We start from the raw sequence: 23594 nt of genomic DNA, 5'->3' as shown, positions 1-23594 counted from the left end.
CTGCCGGCAAGAGTGATTGTTTTAGGGGTGGCTGCAGGTTTTAAGGAGGACCTGCAGCCGGCATATATGGTTACAAAATGGCAACTGATTGGCTAAATAATTATTTCTCGCAGTAGATAGAAGGAAGTGCTGCGTAAACGGCTGCACACGTTACTAAATCCTGCTTCCATGTCTTCTCGTTCGGAGCGTGAGCCTGAGCCTCTGCGCCAGGTCCAAAGCCGATACACGGAATACCGTTGCGTCCCATGATGGAAACGCCGTTGGTGGAGAAGGTCCATTTGTCTGTCAATGGACGGGCTGTTCTCATGGCAAGTGTTTCTTCTGCGCCGATACGAACATCGCCGTATAAGTTCTTATAGGCTTCTTCCAGAGATTTTGTCACCTTGTGATCCTCCGGAATAACCCATGTCGGGAAGTAGCACTCGATCGGATAAGTAAGTCCTTTGTAGGAAGGACGGGAATATTCATACATGGATACGGTTACATCATTGCCGTATTTTTTGACGCTCGGTAAGCTGCGGATTTCCTCTAAGCAGCTTTCCCATGTCTCGCCGGCTGTCATACGACGGTCTAAGGATACGGAACAGGAGTCGGCAACAGCACAGCGGCTTGGTGATGTAAAGAAGATTTCTGAAACGGTTACAGTACCGCGTCCTAAGAAGTTGGCTTCTTTCCATTCTGCGTTGTAGCTTTCGTCCAGCATCTTAACGAGGCCTTTGACTTCCTTGTCGTCGGCTGCGTCATTTTCATTTAATGCGCGTACATCCTGAAGAATGTCGGCCATCTTGTAGATCGCGTTGTCGCCGCGTTCCGGAGCGGAGCCGTGGCAGGAAACGCCTTTTACGTCTACACGGATTTCCATACGTCCTCTCTGGCCGCGGTAGATACCGCCGTCAGTAGGCTCTGTGGATACAACGAATTCCGGACGAACCTTGTCTTCGTTGATGATGTACTGCCAGCAGAGACCGTCACAGTCTTCTTCCTGAACCGTACCGGTTACCAGAACGGTGTATTTGTCGCTTAAAAGACCTAAATCCTTCATGATTCTGGCTCCGTAAACGGCTGATACGATGCCGCCGCACTGATCGGAAACGCCGCGGCCGCCGATCTCAGTGTCATTCTCGTAGCCTTCGTACGGATCGAAGTTCCAGTTGCTCTTGTTGCCGATTCCTACCGTATCGATATGGGCGTCGAAGCCGATTAAGGTAGCGCCTGTTCCCATGTAGCCGAGAACATTTCCCATATCATCGATAACAACTTTGTCAAATTCCAGTTTTCTCATCTCTTCTGCGATGCGGTCGATATGAGCCTTCTCGTCACAGCTCTCACCCGGGAACTTTACGATGTCTCTTAAAAACCTGGTCATGTCAGCTTCGTAATTTTTTGCTGCCTCTTTGATTTTTGCGTAATCCATGATTTTAATACCCTCCGTTTTATTATTATTTTATAATATAGTTCGATTTGCCTTTGGCTCATCAAAAGAAAATTATGCCTAGCGTTCTTTGCCTTCCCAAACGATTGCTTTGTAGCGGTCCGGGTCTGTGTCGCCCTCGGTGGAGAAGAGGAGAACCTTTGAATCTTTGTTGAGTCCTAAGTGGTCTCTTAAATCTTTGTACTCATCCATGGTCATGATGCAGGCAAGAATTCCGAATGGAGCTGCGCCGGACTCACCGGACGTTACGGATACGTCTCCCTTAATCGGAGCCGCCAGCATTCTCATGCCTTTTGCCGCTGCCCAGTCTGGAGCGGAGACGAAGGTGTCTACGTGATTCTTTAAAATATCCCAGGAGATGGTATTCGGCTCGCCGCAGGCTAAACCGGCCATGATGGTCTGCATATCGCCGTCTACGATCTGAATGCCGCCGTCGCCGGCTTTCGCGCCCTTGTAGAGACAGGCCGCAACATCTGCTTCTACAACGACAACCTTGGGAGGATTCTCCGGATAGCGGTTTGCGAAGTAGCCCTGTACGGCTCCGGCAAGTGAACCGACGCCTGCCTGAACGAATACGTGAGTCGGTCTGTCGCAGCCGTATTCCTCTAACTGCTCGCCGGCCTCCATCGCCATGGTTCCGTATCCCTGCATGATCCATGCCGGAATCTCTTCGTAGCCGTCCCACGCGGTATCCTGTACGACAACGCCGTGTTCTGTTTTGGAAGCAGCGTCGGCGGCCATACGGACACATTCGTCATAGTTGACTTCCTCGATGGTAACCTCTGCGCCCTCTGCCTTGATGTTGTTAAAACGGGTGATGGTGGAGCCCTTCGGCATGAAGACAACCGCTTTCTGTCCTAACCGGTTGGCAGCCCATGCAACGCCTCGTCCGTGGTTGCCGTCTGTAGCTGTAAAGAAGGTAGCCTGACCAAATTCTTTCCGAAGCTCTTCGGAAGTTAAAACACTGTATGGAAGATCGGAAACGTCTTTTCCTGTCTGCTGTGCTATGTACTTCGCAATGGCGAAGGAACCACCCAGTACCTTGAAAGCGTTTAAACCGAAGCGGTAGGATTCGTCCTTCACGTAAACCTGACCCAGACCTAAGTATTCGGCCATGTGGTCGAGTTTGGCAAGCGGCGTCTTGCTGTACTGCGGGAAGCTTTCATGGAATTTCCTTGCCTTTCCGATTTCGTCCAGCGCCATGACAGATAAATTCTTGTCATCTGTCTTCGGCATGGTGTTAACCACCCATTCGATTGGATTCATGATGTTTGATTCTCCTTCTTCTTATTTAATATGTTTTATATGAATTATCTGTTTTCTTTTCCGGCGTCCATGTAGCTGTAGAGTGTGAACTTGGATATTCCGAAAAAGTTGGAAACCTTGTCGCCGGATTTGGTAATCAGGAACGCTCCGGCATCGTTCAAATACTGAATCGCGGTGATCTTGTCGTCCTTGCTCATCAGAGCTACCGGTTTGCCAACCAGCTGTACGGACTGTTCGATCAGGGTGTCTAAAAGATCATTGACGTTGTGTGTAATCTTTCTTGGCTGCCTGTCTTCTCCTGCCATCTCCGCGGTGGAGATGAGAGAGCGGATCGCATTGTCTACGGTAAGCAGCCCTGTGATGTCATAATTTAAGGAAAAGATATAATCAACGGAACCGTCCTTTCCTCTTATATACATGGTGCTGGATTTTAAAATCCGTCCGTCATCTGTCTTCGTTAAATAGGACAGCCGGTCTTTTAAGCATTCGGGATCCCGGTTCAGCGTTTCGAGAACGATTTCCGAGGGTCCGTCTCCCAGCTTCCGGTTGCTTACGTGACCGTTTTCGATATAGACGATAGAGCTTTCTATATCCTGCTTTTTTAAGTCGTGGATGACCACCTCACAGGCGTTTCCAAAATGGGATGCCACACCGTGTGCAATCTGTGTCAGTTGTTCGAGCTTTGAATCCATCTTGCAACCCCCCTTGCTTGAAAAGTGATTTCTTATACTCCCATCATAACATAAAAAAATGAAAAATCAATACTTTTTCTAAAAAATTTTTAGGCAAACTAATTTTTTTTGTATTTTCATCTTGCATTTCTTACTTTTAGATGATACACTGTACCTATAAAGATATTTATAGTATAAACTGCATAAAAATGATGGGAAGGGAAAATTTCTCATAGACAATATGCAAGAACAAAGCGCAGGAGACGGGGAAGGTTCCATGTGCACACTGTATACTCAAAATTTTTGAGATTTTGACGAGAAATAAGGAAAAAGAGAGAAAAGGAGATGGAGACATGCTGATTATCGGTAATGGAAGAATGATCACAAGAAACCCGGAGGCTCCGTTTTTGGAAGATGGAGCAGTGGCGATGGATGGATCCACTATTATTAAAGTAGGAGCAACAAAAGAGATAAAGGAAGCATATCCCGATGCAGAATATATCGATGCCAAAGGCGGCGTTATCATGCCGGCGTTTATCAATGCCCATGAGCACATCTACAGCGCGTTTGCGAGAGGGTTAAGCATCAAAGGCTACGATCCGCACGGATTTTTAGAGATCCTGGACGGAATGTGGTGGACGATCGACCGCAACTTAACGCTGGAGGAGACAAGGCTTTCCGCGATGGCGACCTACATCGATTCTATTAAGAACGGTATTACCACCACCTTTGACCACCATGCAAGCTTTGGCCATATCCGCGATTCCCTGTTTAAAATAGAAGAAGCGGCAAAAGAGACAGGCGTCCGTTCCTGCTTATGCTACGAGATATCCGACCGTGACGGCATGGATAAAGCCAGGGAAGCAGTCATGGAAAATGCGGCATTTATCAAGCACGCACTGGCAGACGACAGTGACATGATCGCGGGAATGATGGGTATGCACGCACAGTTTACAATCTCCGACGAGACCATGGAACTGGCTGCGGCCAACAAACCGGCCGAGGTGGGCTACCATATTCATGTGGCGGAAGGCATTGAAGACCTTCATGACTGCTTAAAGAAATACGGCAAGCGTATTGTAGACCGTCTGATGGACTGCAATATCCTTGGCCCGAAGACGCTGCTTGGCCATTGCATCTACGTAAATCCTCACGAGATGGAATTAATTAAGGAAACCGATACCATGGTGGTACATAATCCGGAATCCAACATGGGCAATGCCTGCGGCTGTCCTCCAACCATGGAGATCGTTCACAGAGGAATCTTAACCGGTCTTGGAACCGATGGATACACACACGATATGACGGAGTCCTATAAGGTTGCCAACGTACTTCACAAACACCATCTCTGCGATCCGAATGCAGCCTGGGGTGAGGTACCGCAGATGCTGTTTGAAGGAAATGCAAAGATTGCCAACCGCTACTTCAAGAAGCCTCTTGGCGTCTTAAAAGAAGGCGCGGCGGCCGATGTCATCGTAACCGACTATATCCCGCTGACCCCGATGAATGCAGACAACGTAAACAGTCATATTCTTTTCGGCATGACCGGAAGAAGCGTGACAACGACGGTAGGCAACGGAAAAGTCTTAATGAAAGACAGAATCCTGACAAACATCGACGAAGAGAAAGTCATGGCTGACTGCAGACAGGCGGCGAAAGAACTGGCAGACCGAATCAACAGCAGGTAGAGAGGCCAATAGGACTGGCGGAACAAAAGCAGAAAATGCAGGCAGAAGATTCCAGTTGGAAAGGCTTTTGATTGATGTAAAATGAAGACAGTAATTGTAATGTAAAAGAGTTTTGTATGATTTAGAATTTTGAAGTAATGATCACAATACCAATAAAGCAGAAAGAAAATATTAGAAAATTCACAGCGAGGTGTTTTCTTTTTTTCAGCGGCAGCCGGGATATCCTCCAAAAACCGCGGACCCGGCAGCCAATACATCTAAAAAGATAAATACCCGCAAATCAGGAGGTTAATGATGGGAGACAGAATGACACCAATGCCATTTTCACAGTTAGTGGAGTGGGTAATGAAGGAACATAAGGAGAAAGGAACGGTATTTGGCGTTTACAGACCTTACCAGGCGAAGGCGGAGAATGACAGGAAGATCTTTGGCAGGACGCTGGAGACTCCGATTGGTCCGGCGGCGGGCCCTCATACCCAGCTGACCCAGAATATTGCAGCGGCTTACTATGCGGGAAGCCGGTTCTTTGAGCTTAAGACGGTTCAGATCATCGATGGTGAGGATCTTCCGGTGAATAAGCCCTGTATTAAGGCCGATGATGAGTGTTACAACTGTGAGTGGTCTACAGAGCTTTACGTTCCGCAGGCACAGGAAGAGTACATAAAGGCATGGTTTTTACTGAGCATTATGGCGAAGGAGTATGGGCTGGGCTCCATGGATGGATTCCAGTTCAATATGAGCGTGGGATACGATCTGGAAGGCATTAAGTCCCCGAAGATTGATTCCTTCATTGAGTCCATGAAGGATGCGAAGGATACGGAGACCTTTAGAAGCTGCAGACAGTACCTGCTGGAGAACGTTTCCATGTTTCAGCATGTGACGAAAGAGGATATCGAAGGCATTTCTTCCAATATCTGTAATTCCGTCACGCTTTCCACACTGCATGGCTGCCCGCCGCAGGAGATCGAGCGGATCGCTAAGTACCTGATCGAGGTGAAGGGGCTTCACACCTTTATCAAGTGCAATCCGACTCTTCTCGGATATGAATTTGCAAGAAAGACCATGGATGAGATGGGATACGATTACGTCGCCTTCGGTGATTTCCATTTCCTCGATGATTTACAGTATCAGGATGCGGTTCCGATGCTTCAGAGGCTGATGAAACTGGCTGGAGAGAAGAATCTGGAATTTGGCGTGAAGATTACCAATACATTCCCGGTTGATGTGAAACAGAACGAGCTTCCGAGTGAAGAGATGTATATGTCAGGAAAGTCCCTGTATCCGCTGTCCATTTCCCTGGCTGCGAAGCTGGCGAAGGAATTTGACGGAAAGCTGAGAATCTCTTATTCGGGCGGCGCAGATTATCATAATATTAAGGGCATCATCGATGCGGGAATCTGGCCGGTAACGGTAGCTACCACCCTGTTAAAGCCGGGCGGATACCAGAGACTGGATCAGATGGCGAAGGAACTGGAACTGGTAAGTCCTCACCTGCGTTCGGCGGAATGTGGAAGCGTGGAATTTACAGGCGTGGACCCGGAGAAGACTGCAAAGCTGGCGGAGTCCGCGATTACGGACGAACACCATGTAAAGGCGGTGAAACCGCTTCCGTCCAGAAAGATGAACAAACCGGTTCCGCTTACAGACTGCTATGTGGCGCCGTGTAAAGAGGGATGTCCGATTCACCAGGATGTGACCACGTATTTACAGCTTTCCGGAGCCGGTAAGTATGAGGAGGCCATGAAGGTGATCGCAGAGAAGAATCCGCTTCCATTTATCACGGGTACCATCTGTGCGCATAACTGTATGAGCAAATGTAACCGCAACTTCTATGAGGATCCGGTCAATATCCGCGGCGTCAAGCTGGTGTGTGCGGAAGGCGGTTACGATGCTCTGATGAAGGAAATCAAGGCTGGAGAGCTGAAGGGAAAGAAGACTGCTGTTGTCGGCGGCGGCCCGGCTGGTCTGGCGGCTGCGTATTTCCTGACGAAGAATGGATGTCCGGCTACGATCTTCGAGGCTGGCGACAGCCTTGGTGGTGTGGTGAAGCATGTGATTCCGGGATTCCGTATCTCTGATGAAGCGATTGCAAAGGATGTGGCGCTGGCTACGGCTTACGGTGCAGAGGTGAAGCTGAACACGAGAGTGGAGAGCCTGGAGGATTTGAAGAAGGCAGGCTATGATTACATTATTCTGGCTACAGGCGCTTCCAAACCGGGCGTGCTTAAGCTGGAGGCGGGAGAGGCCATGAACGCCCTTGATTTCCTGGCACAGTTTAAGGCTTCTGATGGAAATGTTAATATCGGCAAAAATGTCGTTGTCATCGGCGGAGGAAACACCGCGATGGATACAGCCAGAGCCGTAAAGAGGACGAAAGGGGTAGAACACTCCTATCTCGTATACAGAAGAACGAAACGCTTTATGCCGGCCGATGAGGAAGAACTTGTGATGGCAGTGGAAGACGGCGTAGAGTTTAAGGAGCTTTTATCTCCTGTGAAGCTGGAAAATGGAAAGCTGCTCTGCAATGTGATGAAGCTGTCTGATTACGACGCTTCCGGCAGAAGAGGCGTGTCAGAGACGGGCGAGACCGTGGAAATTCCTGCGGATACCGTAATTGCGGCAGTCGGTGAGCAGGTTCCGACCGATTTCTTAAAGGCCAACGGAATCCATGTGAATGACAGAGGAAGAGCCATGGTAAACGAGGAGACACTGGAAACCTCCGTTTCAGGCGTTTATGCAGTCGGTGACGGCTTATACGGGCCGAAGACGGTCGTTGAAGCCATGCGTGATGCCAGAATGGCTGTGGAAGCCATTATCGGCGGAAAGGCAGCCAGAGACTTTGATGATACCGTGAAGGATTTGGGAAAACTCTATGACAGACGCGGTATTCTGGCCGGGACGAAGGAATATAAGGAAGACAGCACACGCTGCCTCGGCTGCTCCAATATCTGTGAGAACTGTGCGGAGGTATGTCCGAACCGTGCCAACATAGCGATCCGTGTACCGGGAATGGAAAAACACCAGATTATTCACGTGGATTATATGTGTAATGAGTGTGGCAACTGTAAGAGCTTCTGTCCGTACGACAGTGCTCCGTACTTAGATAAATTTACCCTGTTTGCCAATGAAGCGGATATGGAAAACAGCAAAAATCAGGGCTTTGTCGTCCTCGACCGGGCTGCTGTTTCCTGCAAAGTGCGTTATCTTGGAAACATTTATACTTGGAATGCCGCGGACAGCGAGAGCGTAATTCCGGAGGGCTTGCGTAAAGTCATGGAAACTGTCTGCAAAGATTATGATTACCTATTAGCATAGGGAAAGCAGGTGAACTTATGTATACCTTACAGGTAAATGGAACGAGTGTTGCCGTAGAAGAGGACCGGAAGCTGATTGATGTGCTGAGAAACGATCTGGGGCTCAAATCCGTCAAGGATGGCTGCAGTGAGGGCGCCTGTGGAACGTGTACGGTTCTGATCGACGGAAAGGCCACCAAGGCCTGTGTCCAGAAGGTTTCAAAGATGGAGGGAAAATCCATCGTAACAGTAGAAGGGCTCAGTGACAGGGAAAAAGAAGTATTTGTCTATGCCTTTGGAGAAGCGGGAGCCGTGCAGTGCGGCTTCTGTATCCCCGGCATGGTGATGTGTGCAAAGGGGCTGATTGACCAGAATCCGGATCCGACCCGCGACGAGGCTGCCTTTGCGATCCGCGGCAATATCTGCCGCTGTACAGGATATAAGAAGATTATCGACGCGATTCTGCTGGCGGCAAAGCTGTTCCGCGAGGACGCAAAGGATTTGAAGGCGCCGGTGGTGGATCATATCGGACAGCGCGCCCACCGTGTGGATGTACCGGAGAAGGTACTGGGCTACGGGGAGTACGTGGACGATATGGAAGTGGAAGGCATGATCTACGGAAGCGCCATCCGCACACCGTATCCGAGGGCGAGGGTTCTGTCCATCGATAAGTCGGAAGCGCTTGCTCTGCCGGGGGTCCGGGCGGTCTTAACCGCCGATGACGTTCCGGGCGGCAATAAAGTAGGCCATCTGAAGAAGGACTGGGATACCATGATCCCGGTAGGTGAGATCACCCGTTACGTGGGCGACGCGGTCTGCCTGGTAGCGGCCGATACGCCGGAGATTCTGGAAGAGGCCAAAAAGCTGGTGAAGATCGAATACGAGGAATTGGAGGGCGTATTCAGCCCGCAGGAAGCTTTAAAACCGGATGCGCCGCTGGTTCATGAGACCGGAAACGTGCTGGCCCATGAGCACCTGGTGCGCGGCGATGCGAAGAAGGCCATCGAGAACTCCAAATACGTGGTGACAAAGGAATACCGCACTCCATTTACAGAGCACGCGTTCCTGGAGCCCGAGTGTGCAGTCGCCATTGTAGACAGGGAAAAAGAAGAGGCTCTGATCTATTCTTCAGACCAGGGCACGTATGATACGCAGCGCGAATGCGCCGGAATGCTGGGCTGGGAGCTTTCCAGGGTCCATGTCATCAACAAACTGGTAGGCGGCGGCTTCGGCGGCAAGGAGGACATGGCGGTACAGCATCATGCGGCCCTTCTCGCTTACCATACGGGAAAGCCGGTTAAGGTGAGGCTGACGAGAAAAGAAAGCATTATGATTCATCCGAAACGCCATCCGGCGTGGATGGAGTTCACCACAGCCTGTGACGAAAACGGATATTTAACCGGTATGACGGCGAAGGTGATTACGGATACCGGTGCTTACGCTTCTTTGGGAGGACCGGTGCTTCAGAGGCTCTGTACCCACGCGGCAGGTCCTTACAATTATCAGAACATCGATATCGACGGCACTGCCGTCTATACCAATAATCCGCCTGCGGGAGCGTTCCGCGGGTTTGGCGTAACCCAGAGCTGCTTTGCTACGGAGTGTAACTTAAATCTGCTGGCAGAGATGGTGGGGATTACTCCGTGGGAAATCCGCTACCGCAACGCCATCCGGCCGGGGCAGGAGCTGCCTAACGGTCAGATCGCCTCTCCGGGAACGGCGCTTGCAGAGACGCTGGAAGCGGTGAAGGAGGTCTATGACAGCCACCCGTACGTGGGCATCGGCTGTGCCATGAAGAATGCCGGCGTCGGCGTCGGTATCCCGGACTGGGGCCGCTGCCGCATGACCATCGAGGATGGAAAGGTATACGTCCGTTCCGGTGCCTCCTGCATCGGCCAGGGATTGGGAACCGTGCTGGAGCAGGTAGTCTGTGAGGCGCTGGGCGTGACAGGAGACCGCGTAGTCTATGTGGCTGCGGAGACGAACCTGGCCCCCGATTCCGGTACGACTTCCGGTTCCCGTCAGACCCTGGTGACAGGCGAGGCGGCCAGAAGGGCCTGTATGGATATTCTGGAAGATCTGAAGGGAGGAAAGACCCTGGAGGATTTAAACGGAAAAGAGTATTACGGAGAGTATTTGGCGGCTACAGATCCCATGGGGTGCGGCAAGAAGAATCCGGTATCCCATGTGGCCTACGGCTACGCAACCCAGGTGGTATGCTTAAACGAGGACGGAACCATTGAAAAGGTGGTTGCGGCTCATGACGTCGGAAAAGCCATTAACCCGCTGTCCGTAGAAGGACAGATCGAGGGCGGCGTGGTGATGTCCCTTGGATTCGCGCTGACCGAAGATTTCCCGCTGGATCATGGAAAGCCGCTGGCCAAATTCGGTACGCTGGGCCTGTTCCGTGCGGATAAGACTCCGCCGGTGGAGAGTATCATTGTCGAGGAAAATAAGGATCCGCTGGCATACGGAGCAGTGGGAATCGGAGAAATCACCTCCATTCCGACGGCACCGGCAGTCCAGGGCGCCTACTACAAGCTCGACGGAAACTTCCGCACGTCGCTGCCTCTGGAAGATACGGCATACAGAAAGAGCAAAAAGTAATCGCAAAAGTAAAAAGCAAAACCTTGATAAGGGCGCAGAGGGCCGAGCAGTATGGTCCTGCGCCCTTAAAGTAAAAATACGTTTCTCCACTGGAAACGGTTGTATGCAAAAGAAAAATAAGGTATACTGAAAATAAGTTATTTCAGTGAAAATTCACAGAACCTTATGCAGGTTACGCTTATGCATGCGAGCGGAGATTGGAGGCTGTCATGTTCAGGGAATTGAGAAGAAAAAATCAGCAGTTATCGGAAACGGAAGCCAGGAGTATTTTAAAGAACGGAACTTATGGAGTACTGTCTGTACAGGGAGACGACGGATACCCGTACGGTGTTCCGATGAACTATGTGTACGGAGACGATGCCATCTATTTTCACTGTGCAAAGGAGGGCCATAAGATGGAGGGCTTTCAGCGCTCCGACAAGGTTTCCTTCTGCGTGGTGGGGGAAGATGAGGTGATCCCGGAAGCATTTTCGACTGCTTATGCCAGTGTGATTGTATTTGGCAGAGCTTCGGTTGTGACGGATGAAAAAGAGAAGCGGGAGGCGTTAAAGCTTCTGGCGGAACGATTTTCCCCGGAATACACGAAGGAGGGCGAGGCAGCCATTCAAAGCAGCTGGAACGATGTCTGCGTCGTCAGGCTGAAGATCGGGCATGCGGCGGGGAAAGCCGGTATGGAACGGATTAAGCGGGAGGAAGCCCGATACGCTTCTTTCCTGTAACAGACAGCTTTACGGGGATTCAGACAGCAGAAAGGAAGGATTTGTCCCATGAAAAAAGTATTAAAAGGCGGTACCGTGGTATCGGGCGAAGGCTGTAAAAAAGCTGATGTTCTGATAGAGGATGGGAAGATCGGGGCCGTAGCTCCGGAGATTACGGATGAGGAGGCCGAAGTGGTTGATGTGTCAGGAAAACTTTTGTTTCCCGGCTTTATCGACGCACACACCCATTTTGATCTGCATGTGTCCGGAACGGTTACCGCGGATAATTTTGAGACGGGAACGAAAGCTGCCTTATCAGGCGGCACAACCATGATTATTGACTTTGCGACCCAGTATAAGGGAGAATGCTTACATAAAGCGCTGGAGAACTGGCATGAAAAGGCCGACGGCAATGCTTCCTGTGATTACGGCTTTCATCTGGCCATATCCGACTGGAATCCGAATATCAGCGAAGAACTCCGGCAGATTGTAGACGAGGGCGTAACCTCCTTTAAGATCTACATGACCTATGACGATATGGTGCTGGATGACAAATCCATCTACCAGGTCTTAAAGCGGCTGAAAGAGGTGGGCGGAATCGCCGGCGTTCACTGTGAGAATAAAGGGATCATCGAGGCGCTGACAGAAGAAGAGAAGGCGAAGGGCCATCTGACTACCGACGCGCATCCGAAGACGAGACCGGCCGTGGTGGAGGCGGAGGCGATCAGCCGTCTGCTCAAGATTGCGGATCTGGTGCATACTCCGGTTATCATCGTGCACTTAAGCTCCGGAGCCGGTTATCAGGAAGTGAAGTACGCGAGAGAACGGGGCCAGGAAGTGATTCTGGAGACGTGTCCTCAGTATCTCATTTTAAATGAAAGCGTCTACAGCCTGCCGGATTTTGAGGGCAGCAAATATGTGATTGCGCCTACGATCAAGAAGGAGACGGACAGCACAAGACTGTGGAACGCCATCAGAAAAGACCATATTCAGACTATTTCAACCGACCACTGCAGCTTTACCACCGGCCAGAAGGCGGCGGGAAAGGACGATTTTACGAAGATCCCCTGCGGGATGCCGGGAGTGGAGTCGAGGCCGGCCTTAATTTACAGCTTCGGCGTTCTGGAACGGGATTTGAAGCTGGAGCAGATGTGCCGTCTGCTGTCTGAGAATCCGGCAAAGCTTTACGGCGTCTATCCTCAGAAGGGGGCTGTCGCTCCCGGAAGCGATGCGGATATCGTCGTATGGAACCCGGATACCGAGTGGACCATGTCCGTGGAGAACCAAGTTGCCAATGTGGATTACTGCCCGTTTGAAGGCACGAAGGTGAAGGGAAAAGCGGAGCTGGTTTTCTTAAAGGGCGAGCTGGCCGCAAAGGACGGCAAGGTTGTGTTAGAGAAGACCGGGGCCTACGTTCCGAGAAAACGGCGGATGGAACTGGATTAAGCATAACGCCGGAATGTGCTGATCCGGGAATTGAAAGGATATAGAGGTATGGTATTTTACAGTTGGGAACATGACGGACTTCGGGAATGCAGCTCTCTGTGGGAGGCATTAGCACTTTCTGCAAAACGTCACAGGGTGATTGCCCTGACCGGCGGAGGCGGAAAGACCAGCGTCATGTTCCGGCTGGCGGATGAACTGGCAGATATGGGGAAGACAGTGATTGTGACGACGACGACCCATATCTTTCATCCGGCGGACCGGAACGTGGTGGAGAGCGACCGTGCTTCGGATGCGGCGGAATGGCTGGCGCGGAATGCGCGGAAGCCGGATCGAAGCAGGGCTGATCATGGTAATGGTACAGTCCTTGTGGCTGGTGTGCCTGCGGCGGAAGGAAAGCTTAAGAGCCTGCCCTTAACGGAGACGGCAGTGCTTAAAGAACTGGCCGATGTCCTGCTGATTGAAGCGGATGGGGCAAAGCGGCTTCCCATAAAGGTACCGGGAAACGGAGAACCTGTGATTCCGGAATATACCGACGTGGTAATCGGCTGTATGGGACTGAACTGCATCGGCGGTGAGATGGAGGAGTTCTGTTTCCGCACAGAACAGGCGGCAGCTCTGCTGGGACTAAAGAAAGAACCGAATGGCCGTTACAGCCACCGGATTACGTGCGGTGATGCGGCGAAGATTCTCACCAGTGATGCCGGTACGAGAAAACTGGTGGGGGAAAGAGACTACCGGGTGGTGATCAATAAGGCGGACGATGAGGGACTTCTGGCAAAGGCGGCCGAGATAGCAGGGGAAGTGGAACGGCTGTCCCAGGTGCGGTGTGCGGTGTCATGCTTTCTGGACCGGAAGCATCCGCAGCAGGAGCGCGAAGTGTGACAGCGGAAAAGAAAGGCGGCGAAGATGGAACAGGAGAAAAAACTGCGTTTCCATATGAAACTCAGGCTTTACTATGAGGAACGGAATTTTGGACCGGGAGTCGCAGGCCTGATGCAGCTCGTGAGGGAGCGCGGTTCCTTAGCGGCCGCGTGTCAGGAGATGCATATGGCCTATTCCAAGGCATGGAAGATCATACATAAGGCGGAGGAGGACCTGGGATTTCCGCTGATGGAGGGAAAGCGCGGCGGAGAGAACGGCGGCGCCACGGTTCTGACCGAAGAGGGCGAAGCGTTTTTAAACAGGTACCTGCAGTTTGTGAATGAAGCAGAACATGCGGTTGCCGAGTTGTTTGAAAAGTATTATTGTTCATAGAGACAGATGGGGACAGATAATTACCCATTTTAATTTTCATATGGATATTCTCGAGTGAGAATATCGATGCGGCAGATCCGTCACTTTGAAGAAGTGTGAAAAGGAACGGGAGACTATAAAAATGAGGATAAAGGAGCTGGAGTCATGAGGGAGATCAGGACAGAAGATGCGGTGGGACACGTACTGTGTCACGACATTACGCAGATCATTCCGGGAGTGATCAAGGATGCAAAATTTAAGAAAGGCCATGTGGTGACGGAGGAAGATATTCCGGTGCTGCTCTCGCTGGGCAAGGAGCATTTATACATCTGGGAAAAGGACGAGTCGAAATACCATGAAAATGAGGCGGCCGAGATTCTCTGCGGTCTGTGCAGGGGCAGCCATATGGAGCGGAGCGGCGTAAAGGAAGGGAAGATCGAACTGACCTCTGCGGTCCGCGGGCTTCTTAAAATAGATACAGAGCTGCTGGACAGAATCAACAGTCTGGGCGACATGATGATCGCTTCCAGGCACAACAATACACCGGTAGAGCCGGGCGATAAGCTGTGCGGGACACGGATTATTCCGCTGGTTATTGAGAAGGAGAAGATGGATGAGGCTGTGGCGGTCTGCGGCGGAAAAAAGATCTTTTCCATACTTCCGTATCAGGATAAAAAAGTGGGAATCGTGACGACGGGAAGCGAGGTTTACCACGGACGGATTCAGGATGCATTTGGCCCTGTGCTGAAGGAAAAGGTGAAGGAGTTTGGCGGGGAAGTGATGGGACAGACGATCACGGATGACGATCCGGACCACACAAGGAAGGCCATCGAGGAATTTATCGCCCAGGGAGCCGATATGGTGTTGGTTAGCGGCGGAATGAGTGTGGATCCGGACGACAAGACGCCTCTGGCCATTCGCAGTACGGGGGCGCGCGTCGTATCATACGGGGCTCCGGTACTTCCCGGCGCCATGTTCCTGCTTGCCTATTACGAAAAGGATGGCCGCCAGATTCCGGTGGCGGGCCTTCCGGGGTGCGTCATGTATGCGAAACGCACCGTATTTGATCTGGTGCTTCCCCGTCTCATGGCGGATGATCCTGTAACAAAGACAGAGCTTGACAAACTGGGAAGAGGCGGTCTCTGCCTGTCCTGTGAGGTCTGTCATTATCCCAACTGCGGATTTGGAAAGGGCTGGTAAGATGGAAGGACTGACACATTTTGATGAACACGGCAATGCACGCATGGTGGATGTGGGTGAGAAGGCCGTGACGGACAGAATCGCAGAGGCGCATGGATTGATTCATGTAAACCGTGAGGTCTACGAGGCCATAAAGCAGGGAACCGCCAAAAAAGGAGATGTGCTCGGTGTGGCGCGTGTGGCCGGAATTATGGGGGCGAAGAGAACCTCTGAACTCATTCCGCTCTGCCATGTGCTGATGCTGACGAAGTGTACGGTGGACTTTGTTCTTCATGATGAAATCATGGCCGTGGAGGCCGTCTGTACCGTGAAGACCAGCGGTAAGACCGGGGTGGAAATGGAAGCGCTGACCGGCGTAAATGTGGCATTGCTGACCATCTATGACATGTGCAAGGCCATGGACCGGGGTATGACCATGACGGATATCTCACTCCTGATGAAGGCTGGCGGGAAGAGCGGCCTTTACCGGAAAGACGGAGAGAGCCTATGAGAGACGAAAACGGAAGAACGATCGACTACCTCCGCATTTCCGTGACGGATCGGTGTAATCTGCGATGCCGTTACTGTATGCCGGAGGAAGGCGTCGCGTTAATGAATCACGAAGATATTCTCACATACCAGGAAATTCTCAGAATTGCGGAAGCCGGAGCCGGGCTTGGAATCCGGCGCGTGAAAGTGACAGGAGGGGAACCGCTGGTGAGAAAAGGCGTCATCCAGCTGATCCGTAAGCTGACCGCGATAGACGGAATCCAGGATGTGACGATGACGACAAACGGCATTCTGCTGGGGGAAATGGCGCAGGAGCTTGCCGCTTCAGGGCTGTCCAGCGTCAATATCAGCCTGGATACCTTGGACCCGGTGCGCTTTCAACGGATTACCAGACGGGACTGCTTTGCAGATGTCATGAAAGGGATTGAAGCAGCCGGAAAGAGCGGGCTTATGGTAAAGCTGAACTGCGCGGTGATGGAAGAACTGTGCAGGGAGGACGTGCTTGCCTTTGCAGAATACTCGGTAAAAAACGGGATTCCGGTGCGCTTTATTGAGATGATGCCCATCGGCCAGGGACGAAAATACCATGCCATGGATAACGAGGAGCTGCTTGCCGTCCTTTCAGAGGAATACAGCGATGTAAGGATCAGTACGGAGCCAAGAGGAAACGGGCCTGCGGTTTACTATACATTTGCGTCGGGGGCGGGCTGCATCGGCCTGATCAGCGCCGTTCACCACAAGTTCTGCGCAGGCTGCAACCGGGTGAGACTGACCTCGGACGGGTTTTTGAAGCTCTGTCTCGACAGCCCGGCCGGAGTTGATTTGCGGACACCGCTGCGAAGCGGTATATCGGATGAGACTCTGAAGGATCTGATGGAACAGTGGATCAGGAAGAAACCGGAAAGCCATCACTTCCTTTCTTCGGCCGGCGGTGAGAAAGAGGGGCTGCTTTTCGATGATACAGAGAAACAATGTTTAAATATGAATCAAATCGGAGGATAAGAGTATGGGTCAGATTATGGCTGTCTGCATCAGCGAGAAAAAAGGAACACAGAAAAAGGGAATTTCAGAAGGCCATTTTATAGAAGAATTTGGCATTGAACACGACGCGCATGCGGGGAAATGGCACCGCCAGGTGAGCCTTCTGTCTTATGAGACGATAGAGGCTTTTAAGGCGAGGGGAGCCGAGATCGGTGACGGCGCATTCGGTGAAAATGTGATTGTGAAGGGGATCGATCTGGTTCACCTTCCCGTGGGAACGAAGCTGTCCTGCGGGGATATCCTCCTGGAGGTGACGCAGATCGGCAAGGAGTGCCACAGCCACTGTGAGATTTTTAAGAAGATGGGAGAATGTATTATGCCCACCAATGGAATATTCACCCGGGTGCTGCACGGAGGCGTGATGAAGGAAGGGGATGAAATAAACGTATGTACAGAGCAGGAATCGTAACGCTCAGCGACAAAGGAGCAGCAGGGGAAAGGGAAGATAAGAGCGGGGCTGTGATAAGGGAGATTCTGGAGGCAGCAGGCTATGAGGTGGCGGCTCAGAGTCTGCTTCCGGATGAAGGAGAGGCGCTGAAGAAGGAACTGATCCGTTTAAGCGACCAGGTTCAGTGTGATCTGGTACTCACAACGGGCGGAACCGGTTTTTCCCGGCGTGATGTGACACCGGAAGCCACCATGGCGGTGGCGGAACGGAATGCCCCCGGAATCGCTGAGGCGATCCGTGCCTGCAGCATGACGGTGACGAAACGCGCCATGCTGAGCCGCGGGGTGAGCGTGATCCGTGGAGGTACGTTGATTATAAACCTTCCGGGAAGCCCGAAGGCAGTTCGGGAGAGTCTGGAGTATGTGCTGGATACGCTGCCCCACGGCCTGGACATCCTGTCGGGACGCGGCGGAGAGTGCGCCAGAAGGTAGAACAGATCGGAACACAGAGCAGATCAGAACACAGAGGAAATCAGAAAGGAAGAGAACGTTGTGGAAAGAGTTTTGATAAAGGGAGCCGGGGATCTTGCCACGGGGATCGGATGCAGACTGCACCGCTGTGGGTTTTCAGTGGCAATGACCGAAATAGCGGTTCCTACAACCGTGCGGAGAACGGTGGCATTTTCCCGGGCGGTCTACGAAGGAAGCGCCCTGGTGGAAGATGTCGAAGGAGTGCTTTGCCGGAATACCGGGGATATAGACCGTGTTGTGAATCAGGATAAAGTAGCGGTGATTGTGGATGAGTCATGCGAGACAGTTAGATCCTGGAAGCCGGATATTGTGGTTGATGCGATCTTAGCCAAAGTAAATCTGGGAACGGAAATAACGGATGCAGATATCGTCATCGGTGTCGGCCCCGGATTCACGGCGGGGGTGGATTGTCATGTGGTGGTGGAGACGAAACGCGGCCACAATCTGGGACGCTGTATCTGGGAAGGCAGCGCTTTCCCGAATACGGGAGTCCCGGGTATGATCGGAGGATACGATAAGGAGCGCATTATTCGCGCTGCCTCTGATGGTATATTTACAGGAGCTGTGGAGATCGGAACCCTGGTTGAAAAGGGGGATGTGGTAGGCAGCAGCGGAGGAACTCCCATATATGCAGAGGTGGGAGGCGTTGTTCGGGGGCTGCTTCAGGACGGTGTGGCAGTGACGAAGGGAATGAAATCAGGAGATATTGATCCAAGGGGTGTCACAGAACACTGCTGGACCATTTCTGATAAGGCAACCGCCATAGGAGGCGGAGTGCTGGAAGGAATCTTTCATATAAAAAAGAACAGGAGAGTAAAGTGATGAAAAAAGCAATTCTATTAGCAGGTGCATTAACTGTGGCGATGGCGGCGCTCACCGCATGCAGCGGAAACGGAAAGGCTGAACCGGAGACGACAGCACAGGCGGCAGAGTCAGCCGCAGAGACACAGAAGGAGACCACGGCGAAAGCGGAAGAAACCACGGCAGAGGCAGCGAAAGAAGCGGAAGCACAGACTGTGACTATCGCGGCGGCGGCCAGCCTGGAGACCTGTTTAAGAGATGAACTGATTCCGCTGTTTGAAGAACAGAACCCTGGTTTTACAGTTGTGGGAACGTATGACAGTTCAGGAAAACTGCAGACTCAGATCGAAGAGGGAGCCGGTATCGATGTTTTCTTCTCGGCGGCGACGAAGCAGATGGATGCGTTAAACGACGAAGGCATGATTCAGGAGGGAAGCATTAAAAATCTCCTGGAAAATAAGATTGTTTTTATCGTACCGACCGGTGATGAAGGCAGCTACTCGTCTTTCGAGGATATTGCAAAAGCTGAAAACGCAGCACTGGGTGATCCGGACAGCGTGCCGGTGGGCCAGTATTCGAAGGAAGCGCTGACCAATCTGGGCCTTTGGGATGAAGTGCTTGCAAAGGCCAGTCTCGGAACGAATGTAACCGAAGTCCTGAACTGGGTTGCTGAGGGAAGCGCAAAAGCCGGAATCGTATATGCAACGGATGCAGCGCAGACCGATAAAGTGACGATCGTGGCTGAAGCACCGGAAGGCAGCGTGAAGAAGGCGATTTATCCGGCCGGTATCATCAAAGACTGCGAAAATCCTGAAGGGGCACAGAAGTTCATCGATTTCCTGGCCGGCAGCGAAGCCATGGAAATCTTTGTGAAGAACGGATTCGCAGCTGCGCAGTAATATGCTGAATTTTAAACATGCACCAGCACTGCTGTGCTGGTGATAAGGAGGAGAAACAAGTGGATTACTCACCGATTCTCATTTCTCTAAAAACATCGGTCATATCGATTATTTTTACATTCTTTCTGGGAATTTGGGCGGCCAGGGCGGTGATTGCCCTGAAATCAGAACGGGCAAAGGCCATACTGGACGGTGTGCTTACACTTCCTCTCGTTCTTCCGCCGACGGTGGCAGGCTTCTTTCTGCTTTATATATTTGGTGTAAAGCGTCCTGTCGGAAAGCTGCTTCTTGCAGTATTCAGCTATAAAATCGTGTTTACCTGGCAGGCGACGGTGCTTGCGGCGGTGCTGATATCCTTTCCGCTTATGTACCGTTCCGCAAGAGGCGCATTCGAGCTGGTTGATGAAAATGTATTAAATGCGGCAAGGACTCTGGGGCTGCCGGAGCGAAAGGTATTCTGGAAGATTTTGATGCCCATGGCCATGCCCGGTGTCCTGTCAGGCGGAGTTCTGGCTTTTGCAAGAGGCCTGGGGGAATTCGGAGCGACGGCCATGATAGCCGGAAATATCGCTGGAAAGACTCGGACGCTGCCTCTCGCCATCTACTCGGAGGTGGCGGCAGGGGACATGGAAGGGGCGGGGAAATACGTGGTTATCATCGTCGCCATTTCCCTGCTGATCGTGGCCGGTATGAACGTGGCAGCCACAGGCAAAAAGAAATATTTATAGGAGTGAGCCATGAGCCTGAAGGTAGAGATCAAGAAAAAATTGAGGGATATGACTTTAAGCGTTGCCTTTGACACGGACAGGGATTCCGGAATCACGGGGATTCTGGGCGCGTCGGGCTGCGGCAAGAGTATGACCTTAAAGTGCATTGCCGGTATCTTCACGCCGGATGAGGGAAGAATCGAGTTAAACGGCCGCGTGCTCTTTGATTCCGAGAAAGGAATCAATGTAAAAATTCAGGACAGGGGCGTCGGTTATCTGTTTCAGAACTATGCGCTGTTCCCTCACATGACCATACGGGAAAATGTGGAGATGGCTCTTTCCTGTCCGAAGAGGGAGCGGCGCCAGGCTGCCATGCGGTATCTGGATATGTACCATATCGGAGAACTGGCAGACCGGTATCCCTCCAGACTTTCGGGAGGCCAGCAGCAGAGGGCTGCGCTGGCAAGGATTATGGCGTCGAAGCCGGAAGTGCTGATGCTGGATGAACCGTTTTCTGCTCTCGATTATTATCTGAAGGAGAAGCTGCAGCTGGAGCAGCTGGAAGAACTGAAAAACTACGATGGAGATGTGCTGCTCGTCACGCACAGCAGGGATGAGATTTATCGTTTCTGCAGTACGATCCATGTGATTAACGAGGGAGAAATTGTAGTGTCCGGAGCAGTAAAGGAGGTCTTTAAAGAGCCGGAGACGGTCTCTGCGGCCAAACTGACAGGGTGTAAGAACATTCTGGACATTAAATATGTAGATGACCACACATTTTACGTGCCAAATTGGGATATGCAGGTTATAATAAGAGACAGGAACGTCCCAAAGGATGCGCCGTTTATCGGAATCCGTGCCCATTACTTTACCGCCGCCCGGGAAGAGGCAGAGGTGAATGTGATGGAATGCCGCTTAAAACAGCTTCTGGATGATCCATTTGAGGTCACACTCATTCTTGAAAATGATCTCTGGTGGAAGATACCGAAAGCACGCTGGAAGGATGAGATGAAAGAGCGGGTGCCGGAGCGCCTTGTGGTGCCGGAGGAGAGCATTTTCTTTTTAAAGGACAGGTAGAATGGAGGATTTGGCAGATGAAACTGACTCTTATACTGCTGGCAGCAGGAGACAGCAGGCGGTTTGACGGGAACAAGCTGCTTACCCCGTTTCACGGGAAAGCGATGTATCAGTATATCGTGGAGGAGGTGGCAAAACTGCCGGATGACCTTTTCGATAAAAAGATAGTTGTGACCCAGTATCGGGAGATTATGGAAGATCTGGGAAAAAGAGGCTATCTGGTGGTAGAGAATGTGCAGAGCAGTCTGGGAATCTCCCATTCCATTCACCTGGCACTGGAAGCTGCGTCGCCGCAGAAGGCTGAGGAAGCTGCGTATTGCTTCGCAGTCTGTGACCAGCCATATTTAAAGGCAGATACCATAGAGGACCTGATTGAAGGCTGGAAAAACAGTAAGAGAGGAATAGGCTGCCTGTGTAACATGGGAGAGTTCGGCAATCCGGCGATTTTCTCGGATATGTACAGGGAGGAACTGATGACGCTGGAAGGCGATGTGGGAGGAAAAAGGGTACTGCGAAGACATATTGACGATCTGTACTTGCATGAAGTGGATGATGGCCTGGAACTGGTGGATATTGATGTGAGAGGCTGAGAGATGGATATGAGGCGTGGGATTTCATTGACGGAATTCCACGCCTGTTATTTTTTTGCAGCAGTAAGACGTATCTCTGTCCGGGTGGGGATTGTGTAACTAGATATACCTTAGTTCATGGGCCAGTAATTCCATCAGCTGGCGGTCATCCAGTTCCCCGTGTTCTCTTAGAAGGGTGTAAATCTGAGTTACATAGGCTTTATCCAGCTCCAGTTCTTCTGCGGCTGTTTCTGGCACCAGATGTTTTTCAAACTTTTTTCTTACCAGTTGTATCTGGACCATAAGACAGCCCAAGGTAACGCCAAGTTCTCTTTCTCCGGCCAAATGCTGCTGTTCATCATATTCTGTTAAAATCACATGATTCACCTCCGCTCTGTGAATGGACAAAAATTCCGCGAGAATACCGTCTTTTATACAGGAATCAATGGCTGACTGTGTTGCATCTGTGAGGGAGAGGCCGTCTGCAAGTCCGTCTCTGATGCGGCCGATAAACTCTGAATAATGGTGCAGCTTTCTGCAATGTTTCATAAGCTCTCTGTTGCGGCCTCTGTTGATGTTTATCAAAGCCGCTTTTACTTCAACGCACGGCGTCAGATCCGGTCTCTTTGGCAGAAATGCCTGAGAAAGCGGAATTTCCAGCCTGTCAGGTGTTTCGTGAGTACCATTATAAAAAATGACATATTGAGGTGTTGGAATCGTGATTAAGCTGCTGCCGTAAATATTGAGATGGTTCATTTCAATATATTTGCGGTATTCATCTGCAAAATAGAACAGGCCGCGAAGCGGCATATTGGGATTCCAGGAGCTCTGATGTTCCCATAGATTCAAAATTTCGTCCAAAATGAATGCCAGATCATTTTTCATTCCAATATAGATTACGTCATTGAGTGTGACAATCTCCAGTTCATCGGGGTTCTCATAACTGGAACCGTTTATGGCATTATAGAGTTCCAGCAAATCTTTCTTCTCACAGAATATCAGGCGGAATAATCGGTCCTTATAATTTCTATTGATTTTTACCATATTTCTTACCTCCATTATACTATAAATATGAGTATTTTTCAACGGCAATATGATGTATTTTATAAATGTTCTGTTTTGAAGGCAGACCACTCCCTTTCCTGAAAGACCAGATCAGTGCTTTTTGATAATGGAACTTTTGGCAGAAATGCCGTGACAGCGTCTGATAATTACAGACGATACTGATTGCTTCGATTCTTAGAATAAGAATTGGAGAATATCAATGTCTTATGATAACATATTTTTACGTAAAATACAAGTATAAAACACTATAATACAATTTAAAACACTACTGCGGCAGCTTTCTAATACGTCAGTCTCCGGCAGCAGATAAGGATTGACAAACTGCGCGATTGTCCGTAAACTGAAATTAAAAACAGCATAATGGACAGATAAGCAATTTGGTAATATGTCAAGAGGAAAATGAAAAAGATTTTCTAAGAAAAGGGTAACTTTAATAAACCTACGGTTCAAAAGAAACGTAAGTTCGATATGCACTATGGATTACCTACTCTTTT

21 protein-coding genes are annotated in these 23594 nt (G+C 50.8%); 17 read left to right on the top strand and 4 right to left on the bottom strand.

Features of this window, described 5'->3' with window-relative positions:
* Positions 1-100: 100 nt before the first annotated feature.
* The 3 genes from NE473_RS22625 to NE473_RS22615 all read right to left on the bottom strand — a co-directional run bounded on the left by NE473_RS22625 (position 101) and on the right by NE473_RS22615 (position 3390).
* Positions 101-1414, bottom strand: a complete 1314-nt coding sequence (locus NE473_RS22625; RefSeq protein ID WP_006776490.1) for a YgeY family selenium metabolism-linked hydrolase — start codon at positions 1412-1414, stop codon at positions 101-103.
* A 78-nt stretch (positions 1415-1492) separates the two neighbouring features.
* The gene (dpaL, locus tag NE473_RS22620) at positions 1493-2698 is read right to left on the bottom strand and encodes a diaminopropionate ammonia-lyase (RefSeq protein WP_055651221.1); all 1206 of its coding nucleotides are present in this window, start codon (positions 2696-2698) and stop codon (positions 1493-1495) included.
* 44 nt (positions 2699-2742) lie between these two features.
* A complete protein-coding gene (locus NE473_RS22615; RefSeq protein WP_006776492.1) occupies positions 2743-3390 on the bottom strand; it encodes a helix-turn-helix transcriptional regulator in 648 nt (215 codons plus the stop codon).
* Between the two features lie 332 nt (positions 3391-3722).
* On the opposite strand from NE473_RS22615, the gene ssnA reads away from it, so the two are divergent.
* From ssnA to NE473_RS22530, 17 genes are all read left to right on the top strand, one after another.
* Entirely contained in the window at positions 3723-5057 is a 1335-nt protein-coding gene (gene ssnA, locus NE473_RS22610; RefSeq protein WP_022032379.1) for a putative aminohydrolase SsnA, read from the top strand.
* A 294-nt stretch (positions 5058-5351) separates the two neighbouring features.
* On the top strand, positions 5352-8372 hold the full coding sequence (gene ygfK, locus NE473_RS22605) for a putative selenate reductase subunit YgfK (RefSeq protein WP_055651220.1): 3021 nt from the start codon (positions 5352-5354) through the stop codon (positions 8370-8372).
* A 17-nt stretch (positions 8373-8389) separates the two neighbouring features.
* A complete protein-coding gene (xdh, locus tag NE473_RS22600; RefSeq protein ID WP_022032377.1) occupies positions 8390-10957 on the top strand; it encodes a selenium-dependent xanthine dehydrogenase in 2568 nt (855 codons plus the stop codon).
* A gap of 209 nt (positions 10958-11166) precedes the next feature.
* Positions 11167-11676 (top strand): pyridoxamine 5'-phosphate oxidase family protein, encoded by a 510-nt coding sequence (locus NE473_RS22595; RefSeq protein WP_055651219.1) that lies wholly within the window; start codon positions 11167-11169, stop codon positions 11674-11676.
* Positions 11677-11724: 48 nt separating this feature from the next.
* Positions 11725-13101: a dihydropyrimidinase gene (gene hydA / locus NE473_RS22590; protein ID WP_055651218.1), complete on the top strand. Its 1377-nt coding sequence runs from the start codon at positions 11725-11727 to the stop codon at positions 13099-13101.
* A gap of 48 nt (positions 13102-13149) precedes the next feature.
* Entirely contained in the window at positions 13150-13983 is an 834-nt protein-coding gene (yqeC, locus tag NE473_RS22585; protein WP_055651217.1) for a selenium cofactor biosynthesis protein YqeC, read from the top strand.
* Between the two features lie 24 nt (positions 13984-14007).
* Positions 14008-14355, top strand: coding sequence for a winged helix-turn-helix domain-containing protein (locus NE473_RS22580; RefSeq protein WP_006773283.1), 348 nt, complete (start codon positions 14008-14010; stop codon positions 14353-14355).
* A 144-nt stretch (positions 14356-14499) separates the two neighbouring features.
* Positions 14500-15534: a molybdopterin-binding protein gene (locus NE473_RS22575; protein WP_055651216.1), complete on the top strand. Its 1035-nt coding sequence runs from the start codon at positions 14500-14502 to the stop codon at positions 15532-15534.
* Between the two features lies 1 nt (position 15535).
* Positions 15536-16024, top strand: coding sequence for a cyclic pyranopterin monophosphate synthase MoaC (gene moaC / locus NE473_RS22570; protein WP_055651215.1), 489 nt, complete (start codon positions 15536-15538; stop codon positions 16022-16024).
* Complete coding sequence (gene moaA / locus NE473_RS22565; protein ID WP_055651214.1) at positions 16021-17025, top strand: GTP 3',8-cyclase MoaA; 1005 nt, start codon at positions 16021-16023, stop codon at positions 17023-17025. Before moaC ends, moaA begins: the two co-directional genes overlap by 4 nt.
* A 4-nt stretch (positions 17026-17029) precedes the next feature.
* Entirely contained in the window at positions 17030-17473 is a 444-nt protein-coding gene (locus NE473_RS22560; RefSeq protein ID WP_006773279.1) for an MOSC domain-containing protein, read from the top strand.
* A complete protein-coding gene (locus tag NE473_RS22555) occupies positions 17452-17943 on the top strand; it encodes a MogA/MoaB family molybdenum cofactor biosynthesis protein (protein ID WP_006773278.1) in 492 nt (163 codons plus the stop codon). The genes NE473_RS22560 and NE473_RS22555 overlap by 22 nt, the downstream gene beginning before the upstream one ends.
* Before the next feature lie 60 nt (positions 17944-18003).
* A complete protein-coding gene (gene yqeB, locus NE473_RS22550; RefSeq protein ID WP_022032369.1) occupies positions 18004-18804 on the top strand; it encodes a selenium-dependent molybdenum cofactor biosynthesis protein YqeB in 801 nt (266 codons plus the stop codon).
* Positions 18804-19682, top strand: coding sequence for a molybdate ABC transporter substrate-binding protein (modA, locus tag NE473_RS22545; RefSeq protein ID WP_055651213.1), 879 nt, complete (start codon positions 18804-18806; stop codon positions 19680-19682). The genes yqeB and modA overlap by 1 nt, the downstream gene beginning before the upstream one ends.
* Before the next feature lie 59 nt (positions 19683-19741).
* Complete coding sequence (modB, locus tag NE473_RS22540) at positions 19742-20410, top strand: molybdate ABC transporter permease subunit (RefSeq protein ID WP_022032367.1); 669 nt, start codon at positions 19742-19744, stop codon at positions 20408-20410.
* Between the two features lie 9 nt (positions 20411-20419).
* Positions 20420-21466: a sulfate/molybdate ABC transporter ATP-binding protein gene (locus tag NE473_RS22535; protein ID WP_022032366.1), complete on the top strand. Its 1047-nt coding sequence runs from the start codon at positions 20420-20422 to the stop codon at positions 21464-21466.
* 17 nt (positions 21467-21483) lie between these two features.
* Entirely contained in the window at positions 21484-22056 is a 573-nt protein-coding gene (locus NE473_RS22530; protein ID WP_006773273.1) for a nucleotidyltransferase family protein, read from the top strand.
* A gap of 99 nt (positions 22057-22155) precedes the next feature.
* Here the strand turns inward: NE473_RS22530 and NE473_RS22525 are convergent, their stop codons facing one another.
* Positions 22156-23079, bottom strand: coding sequence for a hypothetical protein (locus tag NE473_RS22525; RefSeq protein WP_196411660.1), 924 nt, complete (start codon positions 23077-23079; stop codon positions 22156-22158).
* Positions 23080-23594: the final 515 nt, after the last annotated feature.

Source organism: Hungatella sp. SL.1.14, from assembly GCF_024460495.1.
Classification (GTDB): Bacteria; Bacillota; Clostridia; order Lachnospirales; family Lachnospiraceae; genus Hungatella; species Hungatella hathewayi.
Note: the sequence above shows the minus strand (reverse complement) of the source record. Positions and strands in the feature narration are given on the sequence as shown.

Excerpts from the sequence above, each read along its gene's own strand:
- NE473_RS22625 (WP_006776490.1), bottom strand. The coding sequence starts at position 1,414 with ATGGATTACGCAAAAATCAAAGAGGCAGCAAAAAATTACGAAGCTGAC.
- dpaL (WP_055651221.1), bottom strand. The coding sequence starts at position 2,698 with ATGAATCCAATCGAATGGGTGGTTAACACCATGCCGAAGACAGATGAC.
- NE473_RS22615 (WP_006776492.1), bottom strand. The coding sequence starts at position 3,390 with ATGGATTCAAAGCTCGAACAACTGACACAGATTGCACACGGTGTGGCA.
- ssnA (WP_022032379.1), top strand. The coding sequence starts at position 3,723 with ATGCTGATTATCGGTAATGGAAGAATGATCACAAGAAACCCGGAGGCT.
- ygfK (WP_055651220.1), top strand. The coding sequence starts at position 5,352 with ATGGGAGACAGAATGACACCAATGCCATTTTCACAGTTAGTGGAGTGG.
- xdh (WP_022032377.1), top strand. The coding sequence starts at position 8,390 with ATGTATACCTTACAGGTAAATGGAACGAGTGTTGCCGTAGAAGAGGAC.
- NE473_RS22595 (WP_055651219.1), top strand. The coding sequence starts at position 11,167 with ATGTTCAGGGAATTGAGAAGAAAAAATCAGCAGTTATCGGAAACGGAA.
- hydA (WP_055651218.1), top strand. The coding sequence starts at position 11,725 with ATGAAAAAAGTATTAAAAGGCGGTACCGTGGTATCGGGCGAAGGCTGT.
- yqeC (WP_055651217.1), top strand. The coding sequence starts at position 13,150 with ATGGTATTTTACAGTTGGGAACATGACGGACTTCGGGAATGCAGCTCT.
- NE473_RS22580 (WP_006773283.1), top strand. The coding sequence starts at position 14,008 with ATGGAACAGGAGAAAAAACTGCGTTTCCATATGAAACTCAGGCTTTAC.
- NE473_RS22575 (WP_055651216.1), top strand. The coding sequence starts at position 14,500 with ATGAGGGAGATCAGGACAGAAGATGCGGTGGGACACGTACTGTGTCAC.
- moaC (WP_055651215.1), top strand. The coding sequence starts at position 15,536 with ATGGAAGGACTGACACATTTTGATGAACACGGCAATGCACGCATGGTG.
- moaA (WP_055651214.1), top strand. The coding sequence starts at position 16,021 with ATGAGAGACGAAAACGGAAGAACGATCGACTACCTCCGCATTTCCGTG.
- NE473_RS22560 (WP_006773279.1), top strand. The coding sequence starts at position 17,030 with ATGGGTCAGATTATGGCTGTCTGCATCAGCGAGAAAAAAGGAACACAG.
- NE473_RS22555 (WP_006773278.1), top strand. The coding sequence starts at position 17,452 with ATGTACAGAGCAGGAATCGTAACGCTCAGCGACAAAGGAGCAGCAGGG.
- modA (WP_055651213.1), top strand. The coding sequence starts at position 18,804 with ATGAAAAAAGCAATTCTATTAGCAGGTGCATTAACTGTGGCGATGGCG.
- NE473_RS22535 (WP_022032366.1), top strand. The coding sequence starts at position 20,420 with ATGAGCCTGAAGGTAGAGATCAAGAAAAAATTGAGGGATATGACTTTA.
- NE473_RS22530 (WP_006773273.1), top strand. The coding sequence starts at position 21,484 with ATGAAACTGACTCTTATACTGCTGGCAGCAGGAGACAGCAGGCGGTTT.
- NE473_RS22525 (WP_196411660.1), bottom strand. The coding sequence starts at position 23,079 with ATGGTAAAAATCAATAGAAATTATAAGGACCGATTATTCCGCCTGATA.